Origin of the sequence: Ornithinimicrobium sp. INDO-MA30-4 (assembly GCF_021535045.1) — a bacterium.
Lineage (GTDB): Bacteria > Actinomycetota > Actinomycetes > Actinomycetales > Dermatophilaceae > Ornithinicoccus.
Genome location: NZ_CP091056.1, coordinates 792,952 through 817,142, shown reverse-complemented (window position 1 = coordinate 817,142; position 24,191 = coordinate 792,952). Strand labels below are relative to the sequence as shown.

Here is a 24,191-nt window from a genome sequence, read left to right as displayed (position 1 = left end):
CTAAAATCGACCCACCACGCGCAACGAAGTAGCGCCCAGGGGCCGGGGAGTCGGGCCAGCTTCATCGACCTCAACAAACCCGATTGCCTTGAGCCGGTTGGCCGACTCAGACACCGCGTGGAAAGGAGTCGGGGAGGCATCAAGAAATGCACTCAACCCGGCTGCCGTCTGCGCGACGTCGTCGGCGCTGTGTTGCCACGACATACTCAGGCCCTCAGTTAGAAAGGCTCGAGCGGGCCGCCTGCAGCAGCATGTTGCTGGATGCGAGCGACTCTTCGGCCTTGGCCAAAGCCTTTTGTCGCCAGCCGCACGGGCCTTGTCAGCATCTGCCTGCGCGTCAGCGACGGCCTTCTCTAACTGCGTGACGAACGACGACGCGCGAGCGTTCAACTCCGGGTTGCTGTTGGTCCACTTGCTGTCTTGCTCGTCGCGAATCGACTGCTCGACCTTGCGCAAACGGGCTTCGACGCGCTGCATGTCGGCTCGGGGGACCTTGCCTGCTTCGTCCCAGCGATCCTGGATGCCGCGCAATTCGCGCTTGGCGTCTTCCAGTTTTTAATCGGCAGCAGTGCCTCTGCCTCGACCAACAAAGCTTCCTTGACTACCAAGTTTTTGGTGAACTCAGCCTCTTCGGCTGCAACAACCTCATCCTTGGCCGCGAAGAAGCTGTCCTGGGCTGCCTTGAAGCGGGCCCACAACTCATCATCAGCGGAACGACGGGCGCGACCAGCGTTACGCCACTGCTGCATCAGCCGCTTGAACTCACCAGCAGTCGACCCCCAGTCGTCGCTCTTGGCCAGCGTCTCAGCCTGCTCAACCAGGGCTTCCTTGGTGCTGCGAGCCTGGTCTTGCTCTTGATCAAGCCGGGCAAACCATGCCTTCCGAGTCTTGTCGAATCCATTGCGTGCCGCGGCAAACCGCTGCCACAGTGAGTGCTCAACGTCCTTGTCCAAGCGGGCGCCTGAGCGCTGCTGGGCCTTCCACTCATCAAAGAGCTCGCGCATCCGGGCGCTGGCGGCCTTCCACTGCATCTTCTCTGGCTCGGTCTCGGCGATGCCCTCTGCCTCACCTACCAGGGTCTCGCGGACACCAGATGCTTCGGCCTTGGCCTGCGCCCGGGCCTTCGTCTCCACGCTCTGTCGCTCGGCAATCGCTGCCTCGATCGCAGTGACCTGAGCCTCTAACGCGGCAAGGTCGCCAACCACATTGGCTTCGCCGATCTGCGACTTGAGCGTCTTCAGCGAGTCGCGCGCGTCATGTGCGCTGACATCTGTGCGCTCGAGGCGCTGCGTCAGCAAGCCGGCCGTCGCGGCCAACTCGTCATATTTGCGAGCGAAATATGACAAGGCCTCTTCGGGGGTGGCGTCGGGGTATGAGCCAATGGCGCGTTCGCCATCGTCGGTCTTGACGTAGACGGTGCCGTCTTCTCCAACGCGACCAAAAGCGAGTGCTTCCTTGCTGGCCACAGGCGTGGGCGCGGCCGGAGCAGCGGGCACTGCGGGCTTGCGCGCTGCCATCTGAGCCGGTGATGGGGGGCGGGGCACGGCCTTCGGTGTGGGGGGCTGCTCACTCACGTCTCTGACGCCTCTTCCTCAACGGTGACATTCAAGATACTGATGGGCTGCGAGGGGACTCCGTCTCCGCCGCCGCCATCGATACCTTCATTGGCCACATAATCGACAACATCCATTCCACCCGTGACCTTACCGAAGATCGTGTACCCGCCCGTATCCCCGTTGATCGTCGACTCGCGTGTCACGAAGAAAAACTGTCCGCCGTTGGTGTCTGGGTCGCTGGTTCGCGCCATGGCCACCGTGCCGCGTGGGTAGGTGTCGTTGTCGGGAGCGTTCTCCAAGCCGAACGTATACCCAGGGCCGCCGCGGCCAGTTCCGGTCGGGTCGCCACATTGCAAAACATGGATCGAGCCGGAGGCCAATCGGTGACATGGGCTGTCAGCCCAGTAGCCCTGAGTGGCCAGGAAGTCGAAAGAGGCCACGGTCTGAGGTGCAGCCGAGGCCTCCAGCTCGACGGTGATGTCGCCGCAGTTGGTCTGGATGGTGGCCGTCATGGATTCTGAGGTGGTGGGCGTCGGCAGGTCAACAGGCGTAAAGCTGGGTGCATCGCTGGGCACTGGGGGAGCCTCATCGCAGGAGACCGAGCCGGTGCTGGACGAGTCATCTGTGCCGAGTGCGGTCTCGTTTCCATCAGTTGTGGCGCTGCAGGCAGCAAGTCCCAGGAAGACTGCAGCGGACCAGGGCGCCAAGGATCGGCGTCGGGGCAACATGAGCGAGCCTCCAGGAGGGTAGGAATGGGTTGGAAGGCCAGCGTAAGTACGCAATCTGCGCTATTGGTCACGACAGGATGACGAATTGGATACGACTAGGCTTCATCAAATGTTCGTTCGATCTGTGACCGCATCCGCCTTTGGCACCCAGTGTTACGTCGTGGCTGCGGGCCCCGGCGAAGAGGCGCTCATCGTCGACCCCGGGTTTGGAGTTGCCGACCAAGTCCGTGAGGTCTTGGCCGCAGAAGGTCTGCGACCAGCCGCGATCTTGTTGACCCACGGTCACTACGACCACATCGCCTCGGTGACGCCATTGTGCTCGCCAGGTATGGCCGTGCACATCCACCCCGACGACCGATATCGGCTCGCCGATCCAAAGACATCCCTGGGTCCGGGCATGGTCGAAATGTTGGAGCGTCAATTCGGTGTGGACCATGTATGGCAGGAGCCCACGGACGTGGTTGACCTGGCCTCTGCGGGCCAGTTGGAGATCGCCGGGCTCACTATCGGTCTGCTGGCGGCGCCTGGGCACACCGAAGGCTCGGTGATGTTTTCCGTTCAGGGGTGCCGGTCGGCATACCTGACGTCCTTGATCAGACGGTGTTTTCTGGCGACGTCTTGTTTGCCGGGTCGATTGGTCGCACAGACCTTCCCGGCGGTGATGGTGCCTCTATGCAGCGATCTCTGCGTGATGTCGTGTTGCCACTATCTGATTCTGCGCTGGTCTTGCCCGGACACGGGCCGGCCACCACGATCGGGCGCGAGCGAAGCACTAACCCCTACCTCACGCAGTTAGACTCGCCCCTGTGATCACGCCCCGGACCCCGTCAGGAACCCTGGAACTGCTGCCCTCGGAGCAGATCGCCTTTCAACGGATGTTGGACACGATCCGCTCGGGCTATGAGCGGTTTGGCTTCTTGCCCATTGAAACGCCCGCCTTTGAAGTCAGCGATGTTTTGCTGACCAAAAATGGGGGAGAGACCGAAAACCAGGTCTACTTTGTCCAGTCCACTGGCAGTCTGCAAAAGGCTGCCAAGAGCGATGACGACAAACTTCCCGAGCTAGCGCTGCGGTTCGACCTGACGGTGCCCTTGGCGCGGTATGTCGCTCAGCACGAGCACCGGTTGACGTTCCCGTTCCGTCGCTACCAGATGCAGCGGGTCTACCGAGGTGAGCGTCCACAGCGCGGACGCTTCCGCGAGTTTTATCAGTGCGATGTCGACATTATTGGCAAGGATGCGTTGAGCGTCCGGCACGATGCGGAGTGCCCGGCCATCATTCACTCGATCTTTAACGACCTCGACATCGGCGCGTTCACCATTCAGTTGAACAACCGCAAGTTGATGCGCGGCTTCTTTGAAGACCTCGGCGTCACCGACGCCGATAACCAAGCCGCCGTGTTGCGCGAGGTCGACAAACTCGACAAGCGCGGCGCTGAGTTCGTCTCTAACTCGATCCAAGAGTTGGGCCTGAGCGCGGACGCGGCAGCAAATGTCTTGGACTTCGTGGCGGCCCGCAGCACGTCACACGATGACGCCATCGCCCTGCTGGACCGAGTTGTTGAGCAGAGCGCTGGCAGCGAGTCGCTGGCGCAAGGCGTAGATGAGTTGCGCGAAGTGTTCCGACTGGTCAAGGCCATGGGTGTTCCCGAGGCCGACTACCGGCTGAACCTCTCGATCGCTCGCGGACTCGACTACTACACCGGCACGGTTTACGAAACGACGCTTGATGACCACCCCGGCATTGGCTCAATCTGCTCCGGTGGTCGGTATGACGATCTGGCCGGTCACTATTCGAAGTCCAGGTTGCCCGGTGTCGGCATCTCCATTGGCCTCACGCGACTCTTTTGGCAGTTGCGTGAAGCAGGTTTGGTCAATGCAGCCGACAGCACCGTGCAGGTCCTCGTCCCGCAGGTTGCCCCAGAGTTTGCCGAGGAAGCGCTGGCCCTAGCGACCACGCTGCGGCACGCTGGCATCAACACTGAGGTTGTCCTCGACAGCACCAAGTTGGCCAAGCAACTCAAATACGCAGACCGAGCCGGGATCCGTTTCGTTGCCATGCTCGGCGGCAACGAGTTGGAGCAAGGCAATGTCACCGTCAAGGACCTGCGCCGAGGCGCGCAGTTCACGGTCGATCGCGCTGACATTGCTCGGGCGCTGCGTGTCGAGATCGCCCAACCGCTCATCTCGCCCGACTCGGTTTCCGACTGACTGTCATAGCGTGTTAGCGTGTTATCACGTTAATGCACAGGCGGGCTTCGGCCTCCCACCTATGAACTAGAGCGAGGCAGGCAAATGAAGCGGCGCACGAGCACTGAAGATGTTGCGATGACGGATGTCGCTCAGGTGTTGGCCGCGATCACCGATCCTGACCTCATCGCACGATTTTTGATTGACCTGTGCACCCCCGCTGAAGTGGAAGCACTCGTTGACCGTTGGGCAGTCGTCCCATTGCTGGCAGACGGGATGTCCTATCGGGCTATCCACGATCAGACCGGCGTCAGTGTCACCACCATCGGGCGGGTCGCCCGCTGTCTGGATCATGGCACGGGTGGCTACGCCGCTGGCTTGGCTCATCGCCGGCCAACCGCTTAAGCCCAACACCACACCGCTTGCACCACACTGAGAACGCAAAGGTTTTTGATGACACCCCCAGCCGTGACGCGCGACCGCCTGCGCGTAGCCATCCAAAAGTCCGGGCGACTCTCCCAGCCGGCCCGTGACTTGTTGGCTGCCATTGGCCTCACCTGGCGTGAGAGCCGCGACAAGCTGTTTTGCTATGGCGAATCGCTGCCGGTTGACCTGCTCCTGGTGCGCGATGACGACATCCCCGGTCTCATCGCCGACGGCGTGTGCGACCTGGGCATTGTCGGGCGCAACGTGCTCGTTGAGCATGGCCTCGAGCGTGAAGCCGCCGGTGCCTCCAGCGACCTGCGCGAGTTCCGCGAGTTGGGCTGGGGTGCCTGCCGCCTGGATATCGCGATTAGCGAGGACCAGGAGTGGAGTGGCCCAGAGGACCTTGAAGGCTTGCGCATCGCCACGTCATACCCCCAGATTTTGGGTAAGTGGCTCAAGGACCAGCAGGTCAAGGCTGACGTCGTGACTTTGGCTGGGTCGGTAGAGATCGCCCCACGATTGGGTCAAGCCGAAGCCATCTGTGACCTGGTGCAGTCCGGTGGCACGTTGGTAGCCAACCAACTCAAGCCGGTCCAGACCCTGTTGCACTCAGAGGCCGTCTTGGCTGGCTCAGGAACCCCACCTGAGGGTGCCCGTGGCGAGTTGGTTGAGTTGCTGCTGCGCCGTCTTGATGGTGCGATGCGCCTCAAAGAAACGCGCCTGCTGATGCTGCGCTCGGCTCGCGAGCAAATGTCCGAAGTGCTGACCAAGCTGCCCGACGGCCACGAGCCCACGATCATGGGCATTGAGGGGAGCGACGAGGTCAGCGTGCAAATGCTGTGTCACGCCGCTGTGCCGTGGCAGCAATTAGAAGAGTTGAAGCGTGCCGGAGCCCGCCAGATCATGGTGCTCCCGGTGGAAGGAATGTTGGCGTGAACGTGGTGAAGTGGAACGAGTTGGACAGCGCAGCCCAGAGTGCGGCCATCGCTCGCGGCACGGTAGCCGCCGGACCAGAAGTGCGTTCTTCGGTTGAGCAAACCTTGGTATTGGTGAAGACCGGTGGCGACGCCGCCGTCCGTGATCTGACCGAGCGCTTTGACGGTGTGCGCCGTGAGTCGCTGAGTGTCAGCGCTGACGAGGTGTGGCCGCGATTGAGTCGCTGCGCCCAGAGTTGCGGGCCGCGATCACCGAGGCTGCTGGACGGATCCGCACATTCCACGAGGCTGGCATGGTTAAGGACTACGCCGTTGAGACGGCTCCCGGCGTGGTGTGAGCGCGTCGTTCGGCCGATCCCGAGGGTTGGTTTGTATGTGCCAGCTGGCTCGGCTCCGTTGCCCTCAACCGCTCTGATGCTCGGCATCCCGGCCCAGTTGGCTGGTTGCCCCGAGGTCGTGTTGATCACTCCTCCCGGTCCCTGCGGTGCACCCGACGCAGCCGTCCTGGCTGCAGCCGCTGAGTGTGGCATCACCGAGATCGTGGTGGCTGGTGGCGCACAAGCTATCGCCGCGTTGGCCTATGGCACCGAGACGGTCCCGCGCTGCGACAAGATCTATGGCCCCGGCAACGCCTGGGTCACCGAGGCCAAGCGTCAGGTGAGCACTGCTGAAGGCGGCCCCGGCATTGACATGCCTGCGGGCCCCAGCGAAGTCGTGGTCATTGCTGACGCTGGAGCAACTGCTGAGTTTGTTGCCGCCGACCTGCTCAGCCAAGCCGAACACGGCCCCGACTCCCAGGTCATCTTGTTTACCAACGATGACGACCTGGCTGGCGCAGTTATCGATGAGGTTTTGACGCAGGTGGAGGAGTTGCCGCGAGCCGATATCGCACGCAAGGCCCTGGCCAGCAGCCGTGTCATTGTGACGCGCGACTTGGCGCAGGCCTTCGAGATCAGCAATGAGTACGGCCCCGAACACTTGATTTTGTCGCTGCGCGAGCCGCGTGACTGGTTGGCTCATGTCCGCACCGCGGGCTCGGTCTTCCTGGGTGATTGGGCTCCCGAGACGCTGGGCGACTACTGCAGCGGCACCAACCACGTGCTGCCCACCGCAGGGGCTGCTCGCTACACCGGCGGCGTCAATGTGGCGAGTTTCCAGATCGCGATGACGGTGCAGTCGGTGACTCCCGCTGGTCTGCAGGAAGTCGGACCGTGTGCTGTTGAACTCTCCGAGGCAGAGCAGTTGCACGCCCACCAACGCGCTGTCACCAAGCGTCTAGCCCGGCTTGAGTCTGAGTCATGAAGCCCCACTTTTCCCCAGCCTTGGTGCGCGAAGATCTGCGCGACTTTGCTGGGTACTCTTCCGCGCGTACCAGCCACACTGGCGCACCGGCGCGCATCTGGCTCAACGCCAACGAAGCAGCCAGCGCAAGCGCCATCGACCCAGAGGGCCAACAACGCCGCTACCCGCAGCCACAACCGCGTGATCTCGTTGAGGCTTTAGCCAGTTGCTACGGCGTTAACCCAGCCATGGTGATCACCGGCCGGGGGAGCGATGAGGTCATTGACGTGATCGTTCGTGCCGTGTGTCTGCCAGGCGCCGACGGCATCGTGATCAGTTCACCCACCTTCGGGATGTATGCGGTGAGCGCCCGCCTGCACGGTGTGCCCGTGCACGATGTGCCCCAGACCGACCTCGGTGACCGCTGGAGTGTCGACGTGGCGGCGATCGCTCACACCGTGCGTGAGACCAAGTCAAAGATCGTCTTCCTTGCCAGTCCCGGCAATCCCACCGGTTCGGTGATCCCGACCGCCGATCTGTTGTGGCTAGCCACCGAGCTCAGTGACGCCGCAGTGCTGGTGGTGGACGAGGCATACCAAGAGTTTTCGGACCAGCCCAGCGTGGCCGACCAGATCAGCGACCAGCCCAACATCGCCGTGCTGCGAACGTTGTCTAAGGCGCACGGCCTAGCTGGAGCACGGGTCGGCACCGGCATCGTGCACCCGCAGTTTGCGCAGGTGCTCTTGCGCGTGCAAGCGCCTTACCCCGTCCCAGAGCCAGTCCGCGCCATTGCGGTCGCGGCGCTCGGCGAAGTTGCGAGGGCAGCGACGGCGGAGCGAATCCAGACGACCATCAAGCTGCGCAGCGAATTGGCACAGATTTTAGCTGGCCTTTCATCGGTCACCGCGATCTATGCAGGACAAGCAAACTTTGTCCTGGTGCGGTCCACAGGTCCCGACGCCTTGCTGCGATTGCTGGCTGACCATGGGATCGTAGTTCGAGACATGCGTCACCTGCCCGGGTTGCAGGACGCGGTCCGAGTGACCGTCGGCACCGCCGCCGACCTTGAAGCCATCCGGGCTGCCTGCACCGAATCTGGTGCGTGGATATCGCCGACTGACGTTGAACAAGCCAAGCAGAGGATTACATGAGTGCCGTTCCAGCCCCCGTCCTATTCGTTGACCGTGACGGGACCCTGATCGAGGAGCCGGCTGACTTCCAGATCGACTCCTACGACAAGTTGTCGCTGGTCGAAGGCACGATCCCGGCTTTGCTGCGGTTGCGCGACGCCGGTTGGCAGTTCGTCATGGTGACCAACCAAGACGGCCTGGGCACTGAGGCGTTCCCGCAGGCTGACTTCGACGGCCCGCACAACTTGATGATGCAGATCTTCGCGAGCCAGGGCATCACCTTCAAGGACGTGTTGATCGATGCCTCCACCCCGGAGCAGAACGCGCCCACCCGCAAGCCCGGCACGGCACTGATGACCGAGCTGCTCAAGGACCGCAGCGTCGATTGGGACCGCAGCGTCATGGTCGGTGACCGTCACACCGATGTCGAGTTTGCCGACAACCTGGGCATTCGCTCGTTCGTGGTGGCCGCATCGAACCCGGAGACAGCCGGGGTGGACACCTCGCAGATCGTTGACTGGGACACCATCGCGCACCAACTGGTCAACGAGCCACGCACCGCGACGATTAAGCGCAAGACGTCCGAGACGGCTATCACTGTGACGGTCGACCTCGACCGCGCTGGTCACAGCAAGATCGACACCGGGGTTGGCTTCCTGGACCACATGCTTGACCAGTTGGCCAAGCACGGCGGCTTCAGCATGATCGTGTCCTGCCACGGTGACCTGCACATCGACGAGCACCACAGCGTCGAAGACGTCGCGATTGCCGTCGGCGAAGCAATCCGCACGGCTCTTGGCGATAAGCGCGGCATTGCCCGCTACGGTTTCACCGCGCCCATGGACGAGGCACAGGCAACTGCAGCCCTTGACCTCTCGGGCCGTCCATTCTTCGTCTTTGAGGCTGATTTTGACCGCGAGCAGGTCGGCGACCTGCCCACCGAGATGGTCGAGCACTTTTGGCGCTCCTTCGCCGACGCGATGCGATGCACGCTGCACTTGAGCATCGGGCCGGGCAACACCCACCACCAAGTCGAGGTTGGCTTCAAAGCCGTTGCTCGTGCCCTGCGGATGGCTCTGCCACGCACTGGCAACGACCTGCCCAGCACCAAGGGAATGCTCTAAATGAAGGTCGCACTGGTTGACTCTGGTGGCACCAACATTGGCTCCGTCAGTTATGCCTTGTCCCGTCTTGGCGCTGAGTCGTCTCTGACCAGCAACGCCGATGAGATCTTGTCGGCGGACCGGTCATTTTGCCCGGTGTCGGGGCTGCTGCTGCCGGTATGGCACGGCTGCACGAATTGGGCCTTGTCGACGTCTTGCGCGAGGTGCAACAGCCACTGCTCGGGGTATGCCTGGGCATGCAGTTGCTCTTTGAGCACAGTGACGAAGACGGCGGGGTGGACTGCCTCGGATTGCTGCCCGGCCAAGTCATCGCCATCCCCGCCTCAGCCTCGGCGCGAGTGCCGCACATGGGCTGGAACACCCTGCAACACCGCAAGTCAGATCCGCTCACCGCTGGCATTGTCGACACCGATCGTGCCTACTTTGTGCACTCCTACGCTGCTCCCGTCAGTGACGTCACGTTGCTGTCGACCCAGCATGGCCAGCCATGGAGCGCCGCCGTGCGCTCGGCCAACGCTGGGGCGCACAATTCCACCCAGAAAAATCCGCCGATGTGGGATCGCGCATCTTGCGCAATTTCCTAGCTGAGGACCTGTCATGACAGACCACCACACCCAAGAGTTCACCGTCTATCCCGCCATCGATGTGCTGGACGGGAATGTCGTGCGCCTACACAAGGGCGACTACGACAAAGAGACTCGCTATGCCGACAAGCCGATTGCCGTAGCTCAGAGTTATGCCCGAGCCGGTGCTCGCTGGCTGCACCTCGTTGACCTCGATGCCGCGCGGGCTGGCGGCTACCGCTGGCCCTGTGCTGGAAGAAGTAGCCACCTCGACAGGTCTGCAGATCCAGACCGGTGGCGGTGTGCGATCCGCGGACGACGTGCAGCGGTTGCTCGACTTGGGGCAACCCGCGTCGTGGTGGGCTCAATGGCCGTCACCCAGCCTGACGAAGTGATGAGCTGGATTGAGCGCTTTGGCCCCGAAAGCATCACCGTTGCCCTCGACACCAAGGTCTCCGAAGAGGGCACCTGGTTGCTGCCGGTTTCTGGGTGGACCAGCGTTTCCGACACTGATCTGCCGACGATGCTGGCTGGTTATGCCAAGTCTGGGCTCAAACACGTGCTCTGCACGGACATCGGTCGCGATGGAACCCTCAGTGGGCCCAACACCAACCTTTACACCTACTTGACGCATTCAAACCCGTCCTTGCACTTCCAGGCCTCTGGTGGTGCCCGCGATGCTGCTGACGTCCGTGGTGCTCGCAAGGTCGGGTGCGCCGGAATCGTGCTGGGTAAGGCGTTGTTGGAGGGACGGGTCACCGTTCCGAAGCCGTCGAAGAGGAGCGCACATGAGCGTGGCACGGCGCATCATCCCGTGCTTGGACGTTCGCGATGGACGCGTGGTCAAGGGCACCAAGTTTCGCGATCACATCGACATGGGCGACATCGTTGAGCTGGCTGCCCGCTATCGGGATGAGGGCGCAGACGAGTTGGTGTTTTATGACATCACCGCCAGCCCGGAAGGCCGAAGCGTCGACATCGACTGGGTCCGCCGTGTCGCCCAAGAGATCGACATCCCTTTTGTGTCGCCGGTGGCATCTCCTCCGTTGAGAGCGCCCGCGCGGTCTTGCACGCCGGGGCAGACAAGATCTCGATCAACACCCCAGCCACCCAGCGCCCCGAGTTGATCTCGGAGTTAGCAGCCGCTTTGGGGTGCAATGTGTGGTTGTCGGCGTTGACTCGCTGCGCGACGAAGACGGCACCTGGCGCATCCGTGCGATGACCGGAAACCCCAATCAGACGACTGCGCTCGAGACCACCACCGTGGAGTGGGTCAAGCGGGTCCAAGAGTTGGGTGCCGGCGAAATCGTCCTCAACTGCATGGGCAGTGATGGCGTGCGCCGGGGGTATGACGTGGAGCAGCTAGCCGCTGTCCGCGCGGTATGCGACGTCCCACTCATCGCCTCGGGCGGGGCTGGCGAGATGGACCACTTCATTGACGTGTTCGCCGAAGCCGACGTCGATGGGGCATTGGCCGCCAGCGTGTTCCACTCAGGTGCGGTGTCGATCCCGGAGTTGAAGGACCGCCTCGCCTCTGAGGGAGTTGTGGTCCGCCGCGCCGAGAAGGAGCAGGAAGTCTGATGACGACATTATCTTTGCCGAATGGTTTGGCCCTCGAGGACCTGGCCTTTGACAAGCAGGATGGACTCTTGCCGGGCGTCGTCCAGCACGCCGACACGGGCGATGTGTTGATGGTTGGCTATCTCGACCGCAATGCGGTCCAGCAGACCCTTGAGACGGGCTTGGCGAGCTTTACAGCCGGAGTCGACAGACCTCGTGGGTTAAGGGCGAGACAAGCGGCAACACGCTGTCGGTGCGCAGTGTCGCTGTCGATTGCGACAACGACACGTTGTTGCTGGTCAGTGAGCCTGCTGGCCCGACCTGCCACACTGGCGCCCACAGTTGCTTGGTGAGGCCGCTTCCACCGCGACAGCAGGTCACGAGTCTTTCGTCTCCGAGCTGAACGACGTGGTCAAGGGGCGGCACGAGCAACGACCAGCCGGGTCATACACGACCTCGCTGTTTGACTCTGGCGTGCGCCGGATCGCCCAAAAGGTTGGCGAAGAAGGTGTCGAAACAGCCCTCGCTGGCGTCGTCCAAGATGACGAAGCTTTGCTGGGGGAGTCAGCGGACTTGATCTATCACTTGCTGGTGCTGCTGCGTGAGCGCGGCTCAGGTCTCGAAGACGTAGAGGCCGTGCTGCGAGCAAGGCACAGCTGAAGAGGATCTGGTCTTTAGCGCCACAGACGTGCGGGGCGCAACCCCACTCGGCGCAACTCATGCGCAGCCAGGTGTTCTTGCACGGCTGGGTCTCCTGCGCGCCAGCCCTGGATCAGCCCGGGGCTCATCTTGCTCAACTTGTCGACTTTGGTGTTGACCAACCCGCGCAGAGCTAACAACTCCAAGAAATCAGGGTTGTCGCGAACATGGGCGACCCGGGCGGCTCGGCGAGCGAACCGGACCCGCAGCGTCAGCCAGAGCGCAAAGACCACCACGATTGGCACGCCGGCGATAGCTAGTCCAGTCCAAAGGGCCACCTGGTCGACGGAAGATTGCAGATTGTCTCCGGCCGCAACCAAGTTGTCGCCAACGCCGGCCGCCCCGGTGAAGGGGCCGGTCAGATCGTTGCCCACCAAGGGCACTTCGCCGATCGTGCCGGCAACATCGTTCATTCGATCGGAGAGTGACGTGCCAGCATCTCGTAACGGATCGGCGGGACGAGCTAGGGCACCAAGTTGGTCCTGAGCCCACAAACCGATCCGAACCCACCCGTAGACCCACAAGGCCATAGCTAGATCACCAACAATTTGCACCATGCGGCGGCGGCGAGTCTCGGCATACCAGATCATCCCGTCATCTTGTCAGCGCCGATGAAGCGGCAGGCACCGACTCTCCGACCCATCTCCACGTCTCGTCATTGCCTTCTGGGCACAATGGGCGGGTGACCCAGACCGCAGCAGACCCCAGCAGCCCGGTGCGGGTCTTGGCTCAAGGCTGGCTGGATCACCTCCGGGTGGAGCGCGGTCTCTCAGCCAACACACTCTGCGCCTATCGCCGAGACATTGGCCACTACGTTGACTTTTGGACCGCTCTGGGGTCACTGCGCTCGGCGACGTTCGGGGCAAGCATGTGGAGGAGTTCCTCACCGAGTTGCGGACCGGCAGAGAAGAGCGTGCTGCCCTGACCGCCACGTCAGCCGCGCGCAGCATCGTGGCAGTGCGGGGCTTCCACAAGTTCTTGGCTCTTGAGGGGAGAGCGCGCTGGATCCAGCCCAGCGTGTCGCACCGCCGACTCCACCACGCTCGTTGCCCAAGGCGCTGCGGATCGATCAGGTCGAGGCGTTGCTGCAGGCTGCCTCGGTTGGAGACACCCCGGCGGCGCTACGCGATCGGGCCTTGCTGGAGGTTTGTATGCCAGTGGTGCGCGGGTGAGTGAGCTAACGGCTTTAGATGTGGACGACCTTCCCGCATTGGCGGGGGAGGCTGCGGTGCGGGTCTGGGGCAAGGGCGGCAAGGAACGTTTTGTCCCACTGGGCTCCTTCGCCGTTGAAGCTTTAGAGGCTTACCTCGTGCGTGGGCGCCCGGCACTGCTTGGCGCGGGCAAAGGACGCACGCGCTATGGGTTAATCAACGAGGAGGGCGGCTCTCGCGACAGAGTGCGTGGACGGTGCTCAAAGGCGCAGCTGCCCGAGCCAACTTGGCGCAGGAGGTGAGCCCGCATACGCTTCGGCACTCATTCGCCACACATTTGTTGGACGGGGAGCAGACATTCGAGTGGTGCAAGAACTGCTCGGGCATGCGTCAGTGACGACGACGCAGATCTACACTCACGTGTCGACGCAACGCCTGCGAGAGGTTTACGCGCAGGCGCATCCGCGGGCGCGTTAGCCGCATGCGCAATTGCGGGCTAGGGTCTTCATGGATTGGCGTGACGCTAACCAAGACGGGAAGTAAGGGCTGACAAGGTGACATCGCAAGAGTCCACCCCACGTGGTGGCAGCAATCGGACCGAGCACGAACGCCTACCGGGGACCGAAACTGCTGGTTCGGGGCAGATCGGTCCGACTGGCCGACCCTGCCGGACTTCCCAGAGCCGATGCCGTTGGAGTCGCATGGCCCGGCCCGCATCATCGCAATGTGCAACCAAAGGGCGGGGTTGGCAAGACCACAACCACGATCAACCTGGGCGCAGCGTTGGCCGAATATGGCCGTCGCGTGTTGCTGGTCGACTTTGACCCTCAGGGGCACTGTCTGTCGGTCTGGGTGTGCGCACGCACGAGTTGGACAAGACGGTCTACAACTTGTTGGTTGAGCGTGGACACGACGTCAAAGATCTGATCAAGACGACTCGGGTCAACAACCTGGACCTGATCCCGGCCAACATTGATCTCTCGGCTGCCGAAGTGCAGTTGGTCGGCGAAGTTGCCCGCGAGCAGGTGTTGAGCCGTGTCTTGCGACCGGTCTTAGACGACTACGACGTGATCCTGATCGACTGCCAGCCCTCTCTGGGTTTGCTCACGGTCAACGCGTTGACGGCGGCCCACGGTGTGATGATTCCGCTGGAGTGCGAGTTCTTTGCGATGCGCGGTGTCGCGTTGTTGATCGAGACGATCGAAAAGATCACCGACCGCCTCAACCCACGTCTGGAGATGGATGGCATCTTGGCCACCATGTATGACGGCCGCACGCTGCACTCGCGTGAGGTCGTCAAGAGCGTGGTCGACCACTTCCAGGACGACGTCTTCCACACGGTGATCAGCCGCACCGTGAAGTTCCCGGACGCCACGCTGGCAGCCGAGCCCATCACCTCCTACGCCAGCACGCACAGTGGCGCCGAAGCCTACCGTCAACTGGCTCGGGAGCTCATCTCTCGCGGAGACGCACCCTGAGCGAGGCACCAGGCGGTGTGCTGACTAATCGCAGGGCAGCCACACCGTTTGAAGTTCACCTCGACGCGTTTTCGGGGCCATTCGAGTTGCTCCTGGGCTTGATTTCCAAGCACAAACTCGACGTCACCGAGATTGCTCTGGCGCACATCACCGACGAGTTCGTTGCTCATATGCGGGCTGCTCAAGCCAAGGGCGATCTCTGGGATTTGTCTCAGGCCTCAGAGTTTGTGCTGATCGCGGCGACACTGCTGGACATCAAAGCCAGCCGGTTGCTGCCGGGGAGTCGCGAAGAAGACGAAGAAGATCTGGCGCTGATTGAGGCGCGAGATCTGCTCTTTGCCCGACTGCTGCAATATCGAGCGTTCAAAGAGGTCGCGGCTGAGTTGGACGATCGACTAACCAAGCACGGCCGCATCTGGCCACGCGATGTCGGCATCGAAGAGCGTTTCGCCAAGTTGTTGCCCGAGGTTCAACTGAAGGTGACCGGCGAGCAGTTGGCGATGATCGCGGTTGGGGCGATGTTGCCCAAACCGGAGCCTGTCGTGGGCCTGGAGCACCTGCATACCTCGACGGTGTCGGTGCGCGAGCAGACGGCTCTGGTGGCGGGCCGATTGCAAGAGCACGGCGCATCGACGTTTGCAGAGTTGATTGCGGATGCTGACTCGACGTTGGTGGTGGTGGCCCGCTTTTGGCTTTGCTAGAGCTGTTCCGAGAGTCGTTGGTGGAGTTGGACCAGGCCGATGCACTCGGCGCGTTGACCGCTACCTGGATTGGGGCTGCGATGGATGGCGGCGCTGTTGCCACCCATGTCGGTGCAGAATTCGACGAAGGAGATGTCGATGAGTGACGCAGGTAACGACGCCGCGCTCGGCACGGCCCTGGAGGAGAGCGGGACCTCGCACACGACAGCACGCCCGGTGGCCTGCGCGCCGCCCTAGAAGCGGTGCTGATGGTGATCGATGAACCAGCGCAGGAGTCTGCTTTGGCTGCGGCTCTCGATGTCGCACCCGATGAGGTTGCGCAGTTGCTGCAGGACCTCTCGGCCTCCTATGAACAGCAAGAACGTGGATTTATGCTGCGCCGGTTCGCCGGGGGTTGGCGGATCTATTCGCGCCCTGAGTATGCGTCGGCAGTGGAAAAGTTCCTGCTCGGCGGTGCGCAAGGGCGGCTCAGCCAAGCAGCTTTGGAGACACTTGCAGTCGTCGCGTATCGGCAACCGATATCGCGGGCCCGGATCGCCGCAATCCGTGGCGTCAGCGTCGATGGTGTCACCCGCACCCTGGTCGCACGTGGATTGATCCGTGAAATAGGGCAAGATGGGTCAACGAGTGCCCTGCTATATGGCACAACTGATTACTTTCTCCAGCGAATGGGTCTGGAGAGCCTCGACGAATTGCCAGCCCTGGCTCCTTATCTTCCCTCTGCGGAAATGTTGGACGAGTTGGCAGCGGAAGGACTGGCATGACCCCCAAACCACCGAACTCAGGACGCTCCGGCGGGCCTAACCGAGGCTCGGGCGGGCCCCAGCGCGGATCAGGTGGACCTCAACGAGGTTCAGGCGGAGCTCAACGAGGCTCCGGTAGTTCGCGCAACTCCGGCCCCGGCGGTGTTCGCTCCGGTGGCGGACGTGTTAAGGGCAGTGGGCCAGTCCCCAAGAGCCGCGACAACACACCTCAGCAAGCGATGAAGGCCAAGCCCGAGCCGTCGTTTGACGTGCACGACCCGGCTGGCACTCGACTGCAGAAGCTCCTGGCGTCAGCTGGATTGGCTCGCGTCGTGCCTGCGAAAAGTTGATTGAGCAGGGGCGAGTGACCGTCGATGGCGTTCGCACCAAGGAGCTGGGCACCCGCGTGGACCCGGTCAATCAGATTGTCCACGTCGATGGCACCCGTGTGGTCTTTGACGACACCAAAGTCTATCTCGCGTTCAACAAGCCACTTGGTGTGGTGTCGACGATGAACGACGACCTTGGTCGCGTCTCGTTGTCTGACTATGTCGGTCAGCGCAATGAGCGGTTGTTCCACGTCGGCCGTTTGGACGCTGACACCGAGGGCTTGCTGTTGCTCACCAACGATGGGGACCTGGCTCACCAGCTGCAGCACCCGGCATTCGGCGTCCCTAAGACGTATGTCGCTCAGGTGCGCGGCCCCGTCGGTCGCGACGTGGGTGCTCAATTGCGCTCTGGCGTTGAACTCGAAGATGGCAAAGCCAGCGTTGACAGTTCAAGCTGGTCGACTCGCTGCCCGGCAAGGCCATTGTTGAGTTGGTGATCCACGAGGGTCGCAACCACGTCGTTCGACGCATGCTCGATGCGGTGGGGTATCCGGTGCTGGCACTTGCCCGCACCCAGGTTGGCCCAGTGCGCCTCGGCGAGTTGAAGCCTGGCCGCAGTCGTGCGTTGACGAAGGAAGAAGTCGGCGGACTGCACCGCGCTGCCGGTATGTGAGAGGTCGCGCCTGCTGAGGCCTGGACAAGCCTGGATGCCCGTTAGGCTAGAGCAGTGAACTCGGCGAGACCAGCAACAGTGGCGATCGACGGGCCTAGCGGCTCCGGCAAATCCAGCGTCTCCAAAGCGGTGGCCCGCAAATTGGATTCCACTACCTCGACACGGGAGCGATGTATCGCGCCGTGGCTTGGTGGTGTCTGCAGCAAGAAATTGACCTTGAGGATGCCGAGAGTGTCGCTCGCGCCACGGTGGACCTGCCATTGGATATGCCGCTGAATCCTAACGATCAGCGTCTGATGGTTGATGGCAATGACATCACCGCAGCCGTGCGGACCCCGAAATCACCGCAGTGGTCTCCACTGTGGCCACCAACTTGGCCGTTCGGGCCAACCTCAAGAGCCGCCAGCGGGCGCTGATTGCCCGTAGTCGCGCTCTTGGCTCAGGAATCGTTGCCGAGGGACGCGACGTCACGACGGTCGTTGCCCCTGATGCTGAGGTGCGGATCTTGCTGACGGCCTCTGAAGAAGCCAGGCTCAACCGCCGCTCCGCTCAACTCACCAAAGCCTCGGTGGCGCAATCCGAGGAAGCGTTGCGCGATCAAGTTGTGCGCCGCGACCAAGAAGACGCAACAGTCAGCGCGTTCTTTGAACCGGCCGAGGGTGTCGTGGGAATCGACACCTCCGCGCTGACGTTTGAGCAATCAGTGGCTGCAGTGAACGAAGTTGTCACTGCGCAAATGCCAACCCAACCTTAAGGAGGCGCCCATGAGCGTTCCCGTCGAGAACAACGAAAAATTTTCCGCCTACGCCCACCCAGAGCGATTGGTGTCCACCCAGTGGCTCGCCGACAACGCGGGCACGCCTGGACTTGTCGTGCTTGAGTCCGACGAAGACGTTCTGCTCTACGAGACCGGCCACATCCCCGGGTCGTTAAAGTTGGACTGGCACCTCGACCTCAACGACCAGTTCAGCCGTGATTACGTCGATGGCGAGCAGTTCGCCGCCGTGATGAGTGAGCGCGGCATTTCGCGCGAGGACACGGTCGTGATCTACGGCGACAAGAACAACTGGTGGGCTGCCTATGCCCTCTGGGTGATGACCCTCTTCGGTCACGAAGACGTGCGTCTGCTGGACGGCGGCCGTGCCAAGTGGATTGCCGAAGAGCGCGAGATGACTCGTGACGTGCCCGCTGTCGAGACCAGCGAATACCCCGTGGTTGAGCGGGTCGACGCACCCATCCGTGCGTTCAAGGAAGACGTGCTGGAGCACTTGGGCAAGGCCCTCGTCGACGTGCGTTCGCCCGGTGAGTTCAAGGGCGAGTTGCTGCACATGCCCGACTACCCCCAAGAAGGTGCCATGCGGGGTGGCCACATCCCCGGCGCGAAGTCGGTCCCGTGGGCCCGCGCCGCAGACGAGGACGGGACTTTCTTGAGCCGCTCGGCGCTTGAAGCGATCTACCAAAAAGAGCAGGGCCTCTCACCGCAAGATGACGTTGTCGCCTACTGCCGCATCGGTGAGCGCAGTTCGCACACCTGGTTTGTGCTGACGCACTTGCTCGGCTTTGACGCTGTGCGCAACTACGACGGCTCGTGGACCGAGTGGGGCAACGCTGTGCGCGTCCCGGTGGAGCGCTGATGGGGCACCGCGAAAGCGACCTGCCGATGGCGATGGCGGAGTTGGCAGAGGATTTCCAGTCCGTCAGCGCCAAGGAACGTCTGCAGATTTTGCTAGAACTTGCCGACGGTGTGCCCGAACTACCCGAGCGGTATGCAGGCAACCTGGACAAGCTAGAACGTGTCGATGAGTGCCAGTCCCCAGTCTTCGTGATCGCGGAGTTGCGAGACGACGGTTTCCGCACCGTGCGGCTGTACTTTGAGGCACCTGACGAAGCCCCCACGACCAAGGGCTTCGCCGGAATTTTGTACGAATCCCTCGATGGGCTGCCAGCGCAATCCGTGCTGGACGTGCCCGACGATGCGCCTTTCCGATTTGGACTGGCTGAAGCTGTCTCTCCGCTGCGAATGCGTGGGATGGTGGGGATGTTGAGTCGCATCAAGCGCCAAGTGGCGTTGCGGCTGGAAAGCGATGCCACAAGCGTGGCCAATGAGGAGCAGTCATGACCACCAACCCGCCCAGCAGCCAGCCTGCTGAGCTCGACAGCAACATGGAGGTCGCCCTTCGGGCGGCCTGGAGGACTTCGAGCTCACTGATGCCGACCGCGCACTAGTGGACGGCACGGCCAATCAGGGCTCCGAAGCTGGCATGGTGCAGGCGCGCCCGGTGGTTGCCGTTGTTGGACGCCCCAACGTGGGCAAATCGACGCTGGTCAACCGGATCATTGGCCGCCGTGAGGCTGTTGTTGAAGACGTCCCGAGTGACGCGTGACCGCGTTTCGTACGAGGCTGAGTGGGCCGGGCGTGACTTCACCCTGGTCGACACCGGCGGATGGGAAGTCGATGCCACTGGGATCCACCTTCGCGTTGCGGAGCAGGCAGAGGTCGCCATTGAATTGGCCGACGCCGTCCTCTTCATTGTTGATGCCACCGTCGGCGCCACCGACACCGACGAGGCCGTCGTGCGCTTGTTGCGCCGCTCTGGCAAGCCAGTGATTTTGGTCGCCAACAAGGTTGATGACCCACGCACCGAAGCCGATGCAGCCATGCTGTGGTCGCTCGGACTGGGCCAACCGTGGCCAGTCTCCGCGCTGCACGGCCGGGGGAGTGGCGACGTGCTCGACGCCGTTCTGGACGTGTTGCCGAGCGAGTCATCTGTCGCTGATGAGTGGGCTGAAGGCGGTCCGCGTCGGGTGGCACTGCTGGGACGCCCCAACGTCGGCAAGTCGAGCCTGCTAAACCGTTTGGCGGGCTCTGAGCGTGTTGTTGTCGACACCGTCGCTGGCACCACGCGCGACCCCGTCGATGAGTTGATTGAGCTTGGCGGCAAGACCTGGCGCTTCGTCGACACTGCAGGCATTCGCCGCCGCGTGCACATGACTCGTGGCGCCGACTTCTATGCGTCATTGCGCACTCAGGAGCCTTGGAGAAGGCCGAGGTTGCTGTGGTGCTGATTGACGTCTCTGAGTCGATCGCCGAGCAGGACATCCGCGTGATCCAGCAGGTTGTCGACTCCGGTCGTGCCCTCGTGGTGGCCTACAACAAGTGGGACACCCTGGACGAAGAACGCCAGCACTACTTGGAGCGCGAGATTGAGCGCGAATTGGTGCAGATCACCTGGGCGCCACGGGCCAATATCTCCGCATCGACTGGCCGCCACGTGAACCGTTTGGTTCCTGCCATTGAGCAGGCGCTGGAGTCGTGGGACAGCCGGATCCCGACTGGCAAGCTCAACGCCTTCTTCGGTGAGATTGCCTCAGCCCATCCGCACCCTGTGCGTTCGGGCAAGCAGCCACGCATTCTATTTGCGACCCAGGCAGACACTCGTCCGCCGAAGTTTGTCGTCTTTGCGAGTGGCTTCATTGAGGCTGGCTATCGCCGGTTCTTGGAGCGTCGTTTGCGCGAAGAGTTTGGCTTCACTGGGTCACCGATCGAGATCTCGGTGCGCGTCCGTGAAAAGCGTCGCCGCTGATCCTTCTCGATTCGGATTCCGAGCGTGGCTGAGGTAATGTTCCTCTCGCTCCGCAAGGAGTTTCGGGCTGTGGCGCAGCTTGGTAGCGCACCTGACTGGGGGTCAGGGGCCGCAGGTTCAAATCCTGTCAGCCCGACAGTGTGATGTCCTAGGACATCCGCGACAGCGGACCTACGTTTTCGTAGGTCCGCTGTTTTTGTTAGTGGGGTTGGTAGTCGCGGCCGCTTTCGAGGACCGCTCGTCGGACGCGATGCAGCCGAAGAGAATTGCTCGGCAAGATCTGGGCCAGCCCGGAGTACGCGAAGTAGTCCAGACCCTGACGCCTTGACCGAGCCAAGGGACACACCTGGGGCCTGCTACGCGCCCTCTGGGTAGCTGTGCGTAGTTGCCCTTCCCTCGAACGAGGACCGCCAAGAGGTGAATCAACTCCGTCATTTGTTGAAAGGGTCGGGTACCCCCCCTGCTGTCGCTGCGCGATGAACGCGTGCTGACGCGCGTGTTCACACTTGCACGAAACTCCGACTGTGGGGGGGGGCTACGGCAGGAAACTCCTGGTCGCCTGAGCTCCTGACCATTTGAGTAGCGCAGAGTTCGAGCAATCCGGCCAATGGCCGAACACACTCGGACTGGCGCTACGTAACCCGTTGTCACTCCTATACCATCGGGAAAGTTGGCCTGCACCGGTCGCGACTGGAGGAGAGACATGACTGAGCGAAGGGCATCTGGAGACGCCATTGCCCGCCATGTTGGCTTCGGGCAGGAAGCTGTCTGCAAGTGGAACGCTGGAATAAGGGTTTCCGCGCACGAGACTAGGCGTCTGTGGATGCTTCAGTCGCGCATCGCAAACGGTTGGGTCCGCGAGGACAGCGCGGTCGGACACTCAAATGACGGAGCGGAGGGTGCACACTTTGCGCATCATCAGTAACGTCTCCGAACTCCTTGGCGATGACCTCAAGGCTGAGATCACCGCCGGCTCCAAAGTTCGAATCGCCGCATCGACGTTCTCGATCTTCGCGTTCGAGGCGCTCCGTAAGGAGTTGGAGCAGGTTTCTGAGCTGGAGTTCATTTTCACGACGCCAGCGTTCGTTACGGAGAAGATGACAGACAAGCTCCGCAAGGAGCGCCGCGAGTTCTTCATCCCCGGTGGGCACGCCGAATCGAGCCTGTCTGGGTCGGAGTTTGAGATTAGGTTGCGCAACCAACTCACCCAGCGTGCAGTGGCGAAAGAATGTGCCGACTGGATACGCCGCAAGGTCACGTTTCGCTCGAACGCAACCAGCAACCCGATGCAACAGTTCGCAGTCGTTGGCGACAGTGCTGCTTACACGTCTCTGCAAGGCTTCACCACGGCCGACCTTGGCTACGAGCGGGGCAACGCTGTGTCGAACATGGTGCAACGCGTTGATGAGGCGCCGATGACGTCCCAGTACCTCCAGCTATTTGACCAAATCTGGCACAATCCCGATCAGCTCGACGATGTCACTCAGACGGTCCATGACCACATTGCCAGCGTGTATGCGGAGAATGCCCCAGCGCGCATCTACTTCTTAGTCCTGTACAACCTGTTCGCGGAGTTTCTTGACGACATCAACGAAGATGTCCTGCCGAACGATCGCACCGGCTATCAAGACACGAAGGTCTGGCAGAGCCTCTACAACTTCCAGCGCGATGCGGCTACCGGGATCATCAACAAGCTTGAGACCTACAACGGCTGCATCCTCGCCGACAGTGTCGGTCTGGGTAAGACCTTCACAGCACTGGCGGTGATCAAGTACTACGAGCTGCGCAACAAGTCGGTGCTCGTGCTTGCGCCGAAGAAGCTTTCCGATAACTGGACAAACTACAACGCAAACCTCACGACGAACATTTTTGCCTCTGATCGGTTTAACTACGACGTCCTGGCCCATACCGACCTTTCCCGTACACGCGGCGAGTCGCTCGGCCTGAGACTGGATCGGATCAACTGGGGCAACTACGACTTGGTCGTCATCGATGAGTCGCACAACTTCCGTAACGCCGACTACGCCGAGGAGAAGGAGTCGCGCTATCAGCGGCTTATGCGGCAGGTCATCCGAGAAGGCGTGAAGACCAAGGTGCTGATGCTCTCGGCAACTCCGGTAAACAATCGCTTCAACGACCTGAAGAACCAGCTCCAACTCGCCTACGAGGGAGAATCCGAGAACCTCGCCCAGCATCTGAACCTCTCGACCACCGTAGAGAAAGTCTTCAGCGACGCGCAGCGAGTCTTCAACGAGTGGTCCAAACTCGACCCTCAAGATCGCACCACGGACCGCATCCTCAAGATGCTCGACTTCGACTTCTTCGAACTACTCGACGCGGTGACGATTGCCCGCTCACGAAAGCACATCCAGGCGTTCTACGACACCACCGAGATCGGTGCCTTTCCCGAACGCCTCCCACCGCTCTCGATCCGCGCACCGCTCACCGACCTAACGGATGTGCCGGACTTCAACGACATCTTCGAGCAACTCCAAGCGCTCACCCTCGCCGTCTACCTCCGATGGCCTACGTATTCCCAAGCCGGATGAGTAAGTACGAGGATCTGTATAACGTCACAACAGGTAGCGCCCGCTCCAACCTGGGCCAAGCCGGGCGCGAGCAAGGTCTGAAGAAACTCATGACGGTGAACCTTCTCAAGCGACTGGAGAGTTCAGTCGAAGCCTTCCGCCTGACCGTAAGCAAGATCGAGGAGTCAGTGGACCGCACCCTGCGACGCCTCGATTCTCACGCAGGAGCTCCCACCGACCTCAGCGCCGACCTCACCGGGCTTGACTTCGACCTCGATGATGAGGACGACGCAAACATCGAGGCCATTTCGTTCGGGGAGAAGATTAAGATCGACCTCGACGACATCGACATTGAGTCCTGGCAGCGGGACCTATGGAACGATCGCGAGACTCTTCGAGAACTGCTTGATGAGATGCGCAAGGTCACTCCGGCCCATGACCTGAAGCTCCAGAGAATCAAGCAACTCATCACCGAGAAGGTCGCAGATCCGATCAACCCTGGCAACCACAAAGTGCTAGTCTTTTCGGCGTTCGCGGACACCGCGAACTACCTTTACCGTGAGCTCGCCCCCGTGCTCGCCGACGCCGGACTGGAGACGGCCGTCATTACGGGCGGCAGCCACGGCGCTAAGGCCACTCTCGGCACCGGATTCGACTTCCAGCAGGTCATGGCCATGTTCTCACCAAAGTCGAAGCAACGGCACCTCACCATGCCGAAAGAGACGCGTGAACTGGACGTGCTCATCGGCACCGATGTCATCAGCGAGGGCAAAACCTCCAGGACTGCGACTATCTGATCAACTACGACATCCA

At 61.8% G+C, this 24,191-nt stretch carries 24 protein-coding genes, 1 tRNA gene and 7 pseudogenes; 28 read left to right on the top strand and 4 right to left on the bottom strand.

Going from position 1 to position 24,191, the window contains the following annotated elements:
• From L0A91_RS18365 to L0A91_RS04720, 3 genes are read right to left on the bottom strand one after another with little or no spacing between them, the layout of a single operon-like run.
• Positions 1-477, bottom strand: a complete 477-nt coding sequence (locus tag L0A91_RS18365; RefSeq protein WP_311198010.1) for a hypothetical protein — start codon at positions 475-477, stop codon at positions 1-3.
• The gene (locus L0A91_RS04725; RefSeq protein WP_235246049.1) at positions 387-1,574 is read right to left on the bottom strand and encodes a DUF349 domain-containing protein; all 1,188 of its coding nucleotides are present in this window, start codon (positions 1,572-1,574) and stop codon (positions 387-389) included. The genes L0A91_RS18365 and L0A91_RS04725 overlap by 91 nt, the downstream gene beginning before the upstream one ends.
• On the bottom strand, positions 1,571-2,284 hold the full coding sequence (locus tag L0A91_RS04720; protein ID WP_235246047.1) for a peptidylprolyl isomerase: 714 nt from the start codon (positions 2,282-2,284) through the stop codon (positions 1,571-1,573). The genes L0A91_RS04725 and L0A91_RS04720 overlap by 4 nt, the downstream gene beginning before the upstream one ends.
• Before the next feature lie 160 nt (positions 2,285-2,444).
• Between L0A91_RS04720 and L0A91_RS04715 the strand changes: the two genes are divergently transcribed.
• The 13 genes and pseudogenes from L0A91_RS04715 to hisE all read left to right on the top strand — a co-directional run bounded on the left by L0A91_RS04715 (position 2,445) and on the right by hisE (position 12,152).
• Positions 2,445-3,080: an MBL fold metallo-hydrolase gene (locus L0A91_RS04715; RefSeq protein WP_311198009.1), complete on the top strand. Its 636-nt coding sequence runs from the start codon at positions 2,445-2,447 to the stop codon at positions 3,078-3,080.
• A 10-nt stretch (positions 3,081-3,090) separates the two neighbouring features.
• A complete protein-coding gene (hisS, locus tag L0A91_RS04710; protein ID WP_235246046.1) occupies positions 3,091-4,494 on the top strand; it encodes a histidine--tRNA ligase in 1,404 nt (467 codons plus the stop codon).
• A gap of 84 nt (positions 4,495-4,578) precedes the next feature.
• Entirely contained in the window at positions 4,579-4,878 is a 300-nt protein-coding gene (locus tag L0A91_RS04705; RefSeq protein ID WP_220122562.1) for a YerC/YecD family TrpR-related protein, read from the top strand.
• A gap of 48 nt (positions 4,879-4,926) precedes the next feature.
• Positions 4,927-5,835 carry an ATP phosphoribosyltransferase gene (gene hisG / locus L0A91_RS04700; RefSeq protein WP_235246045.1) on the top strand — a complete coding sequence of 303 codons (909 nt, stop codon included), beginning with the start codon at positions 4,927-4,929 and terminating at the stop codon, positions 5,833-5,835.
• Entirely contained in the window at positions 5,832-7,136 is a 1,305-nt protein-coding gene (gene hisD, locus L0A91_RS04695; RefSeq protein WP_235246044.1) for a histidinol dehydrogenase, read from the top strand. The genes hisG and hisD overlap by 4 nt, the downstream gene beginning before the upstream one ends.
• Positions 7,133-8,266, top strand: a complete 1,134-nt coding sequence (gene hisC, locus L0A91_RS04690; protein WP_235246043.1) for a histidinol-phosphate transaminase — start codon at positions 7,133-7,135, stop codon at positions 8,264-8,266. Before hisD ends, hisC begins: the two co-directional genes overlap by 4 nt.
• Positions 8,263-9,369 (top strand): bifunctional histidinol-phosphatase/imidazoleglycerol-phosphate dehydratase HisB, encoded by a 1,107-nt coding sequence (gene hisB / locus L0A91_RS04685; RefSeq protein ID WP_235246042.1) that lies wholly within the window; start codon positions 8,263-8,265, stop codon positions 9,367-9,369. Before hisC ends, hisB begins: the two co-directional genes overlap by 4 nt.
• Positions 9,370-9,497: 128 nt before the next feature.
• Positions 9,498-9,953, top strand: coding sequence for an imidazole glycerol phosphate synthase subunit HisH (gene hisH, locus L0A91_RS04680; protein ID WP_235246041.1), 456 nt, complete (start codon positions 9,498-9,500; stop codon positions 9,951-9,953).
• Between the two features lie 13 nt (positions 9,954-9,966).
• Positions 9,967-10,104 (top strand): annotated as a pseudogene (locus L0A91_RS19570) (HisA/HisF-related TIM barrel protein); the annotation flags it as partial.
• A 1-nt stretch (position 10,105) separates the two neighbouring features.
• A pseudogene (locus L0A91_RS04675) lies at positions 10,106-10,824 on the top strand (HisA/HisF-related TIM barrel protein).
• Positions 10,721-11,513: pseudogene (hisF, locus tag L0A91_RS04670) on the top strand (imidazole glycerol phosphate synthase subunit HisF). The pseudogenes L0A91_RS04675 and hisF overlap by 104 nt, the downstream one beginning before the upstream one ends.
• A gap of 226 nt (positions 11,514-11,739) precedes the next feature.
• Positions 11,740-11,895, top strand: coding sequence for a phosphoribosyl-AMP cyclohydrolase (locus tag L0A91_RS04665; protein ID WP_235246530.1), 156 nt, complete (start codon positions 11,740-11,742; stop codon positions 11,893-11,895).
• Entirely contained in the window at positions 11,835-12,152 is a 318-nt protein-coding gene (gene hisE / locus L0A91_RS04660) for a phosphoribosyl-ATP diphosphatase (RefSeq protein ID WP_235246038.1), read from the top strand. The genes L0A91_RS04665 and hisE overlap by 61 nt, the downstream gene beginning before the upstream one ends.
• Positions 12,153-12,166: 14 nt before the next feature.
• Here the strand turns inward: hisE and L0A91_RS04655 are convergent, their stop codons facing one another.
• Complete coding sequence (locus L0A91_RS04655) at positions 12,167-12,781, bottom strand: hypothetical protein (RefSeq protein ID WP_235246037.1); 615 nt, start codon at positions 12,779-12,781, stop codon at positions 12,167-12,169.
• A 92-nt stretch (positions 12,782-12,873) separates the two neighbouring features.
• Between L0A91_RS04655 and xerD the strand changes: the two are divergent.
• The 15 genes and pseudogenes from xerD (at position 12,874) to L0A91_RS04585 (ending at position 24,175) form a co-directional block, all read left to right on the top strand.
• A pseudogene (gene xerD, locus L0A91_RS18360) lies at positions 12,874-13,819 on the top strand (site-specific tyrosine recombinase XerD).
• A gap of 167 nt (positions 13,820-13,986) precedes the next feature.
• A pseudogene (locus L0A91_RS04635) lies at positions 13,987-14,820 on the top strand (ParA family protein).
• Between the two features lie 17 nt (positions 14,821-14,837).
• Positions 14,838-15,521 (top strand): segregation/condensation protein A, encoded by a 684-nt coding sequence (locus L0A91_RS04630; protein WP_311198008.1) that lies wholly within the window; start codon positions 14,838-14,840, stop codon positions 15,519-15,521.
• Positions 15,509-15,667, top strand: a complete 159-nt coding sequence (locus tag L0A91_RS18355; protein WP_311198007.1) for a hypothetical protein — start codon at positions 15,509-15,511, stop codon at positions 15,665-15,667. Before L0A91_RS04630 ends, L0A91_RS18355 begins: the two co-directional genes overlap by 13 nt.
• Before the next feature lie 102 nt (positions 15,668-15,769).
• A complete protein-coding gene (gene scpB, locus L0A91_RS04625) occupies positions 15,770-16,285 on the top strand; it encodes an SMC-Scp complex subunit ScpB (RefSeq protein ID WP_311198006.1) in 516 nt (171 codons plus the stop codon).
• Positions 16,282-16,614 (top strand): hypothetical protein, encoded by a 333-nt coding sequence (locus L0A91_RS19565; protein WP_397333794.1) that lies wholly within the window; start codon positions 16,282-16,284, stop codon positions 16,612-16,614. The genes scpB and L0A91_RS19565 overlap by 4 nt, the downstream gene beginning before the upstream one ends.
• Entirely contained in the window at positions 16,611-17,090 is a 480-nt protein-coding gene (locus L0A91_RS19560) for a pseudouridine synthase (RefSeq protein WP_397333793.1), read from the top strand. Before L0A91_RS19565 ends, L0A91_RS19560 begins: the two co-directional genes overlap by 4 nt.
• Positions 17,087-17,266: a hypothetical protein gene (locus tag L0A91_RS19555; protein WP_397333792.1), complete on the top strand. Its 180-nt coding sequence runs from the start codon at positions 17,087-17,089 to the stop codon at positions 17,264-17,266. Before L0A91_RS19560 ends, L0A91_RS19555 begins: the two co-directional genes overlap by 4 nt.
• Before the next feature lie 54 nt (positions 17,267-17,320).
• Positions 17,321-18,020, top strand: a pseudogene (gene cmk, locus L0A91_RS04615) ((d)CMP kinase).
• 10 nt (positions 18,021-18,030) lie between these two features.
• Positions 18,031-18,900 carry a sulfurtransferase gene (locus L0A91_RS04610; RefSeq protein WP_235246036.1) on the top strand — a complete coding sequence of 290 codons (870 nt, stop codon included), beginning with the start codon at positions 18,031-18,033 and terminating at the stop codon, positions 18,898-18,900.
• On the top strand, positions 18,900-19,385 hold the full coding sequence (locus L0A91_RS04605) for a SufE family protein (RefSeq protein WP_235246035.1): 486 nt from the start codon (positions 18,900-18,902) through the stop codon (positions 19,383-19,385). Before L0A91_RS04610 ends, L0A91_RS04605 begins: the two co-directional genes overlap by 1 nt.
• A 64-nt stretch (positions 19,386-19,449) precedes the next feature.
• Positions 19,450-20,850, top strand: a pseudogene (gene der / locus L0A91_RS04600) (ribosome biogenesis GTPase Der); the annotation flags it as partial.
• 63 nt (positions 20,851-20,913) lie between these two features.
• Positions 20,914-20,986: transfer RNA gene (locus L0A91_RS04595), tRNA-Pro, on the top strand.
• Between the two features lie 772 nt (positions 20,987-21,758).
• On the top strand, positions 21,759-23,399 hold the full coding sequence (locus L0A91_RS04590; RefSeq protein ID WP_235246034.1) for an SNF2-related protein: 1,641 nt from the start codon (positions 21,759-21,761) through the stop codon (positions 23,397-23,399).
• Positions 23,396-24,175, top strand: coding sequence for a hypothetical protein (locus L0A91_RS04585; RefSeq protein WP_235246033.1), 780 nt, complete (start codon positions 23,396-23,398; stop codon positions 24,173-24,175). The genes L0A91_RS04590 and L0A91_RS04585 overlap by 4 nt, the downstream gene beginning before the upstream one ends.
• Positions 24,176-24,191 lie beyond the last annotated feature (16 nt).

Excerpts from the sequence above, each read along its gene's own strand:
- scpB (WP_311198006.1), top strand. The coding sequence starts at position 15,770 with ATGGTGATCGATGAACCAGCGCAGGAGTCTGCTTTGGCTGCGGCTCTC.
- L0A91_RS18365 (WP_311198010.1), bottom strand. The coding sequence starts at position 477 with ATGCAGCGCGTCGAAGCCCGTTTGCGCAAGGTCGAGCAGTCGATTCGC.
- hisB (WP_235246042.1), top strand. The coding sequence starts at position 8,263 with ATGAGTGCCGTTCCAGCCCCCGTCCTATTCGTTGACCGTGACGGGACC.
- L0A91_RS04655 (WP_235246037.1), bottom strand. The coding sequence starts at position 12,781 with ATGATCTGGTATGCCGAGACTCGCCGCCGCCGCATGGTGCAAATTGTT.
- hisC (WP_235246043.1), top strand. The coding sequence starts at position 7,133 with ATGAAGCCCCACTTTTCCCCAGCCTTGGTGCGCGAAGATCTGCGCGAC.
- L0A91_RS04605 (WP_235246035.1), top strand. The coding sequence starts at position 18,900 with ATGGGGCACCGCGAAAGCGACCTGCCGATGGCGATGGCGGAGTTGGCA.
- L0A91_RS19565 (WP_397333794.1), top strand. The coding sequence starts at position 16,282 with ATGACCCCCAAACCACCGAACTCAGGACGCTCCGGCGGGCCTAACCGA.
- hisG (WP_235246045.1), top strand. The coding sequence starts at position 4,927 with ATGACACCCCCAGCCGTGACGCGCGACCGCCTGCGCGTAGCCATCCAA.
- L0A91_RS04720 (WP_235246047.1), bottom strand. The coding sequence starts at position 2,284 with ATGTTGCCCCGACGCCGATCCTTGGCGCCCTGGTCCGCTGCAGTCTTC.
- L0A91_RS04610 (WP_235246036.1), top strand. The coding sequence starts at position 18,031 with ATGAGCGTTCCCGTCGAGAACAACGAAAAATTTTCCGCCTACGCCCAC.
- L0A91_RS04705 (WP_220122562.1), top strand. The coding sequence starts at position 4,579 with ATGAAGCGGCGCACGAGCACTGAAGATGTTGCGATGACGGATGTCGCT.
- L0A91_RS04585 (WP_235246033.1), top strand. The coding sequence starts at position 23,396 with ATGAGTAAGTACGAGGATCTGTATAACGTCACAACAGGTAGCGCCCGC.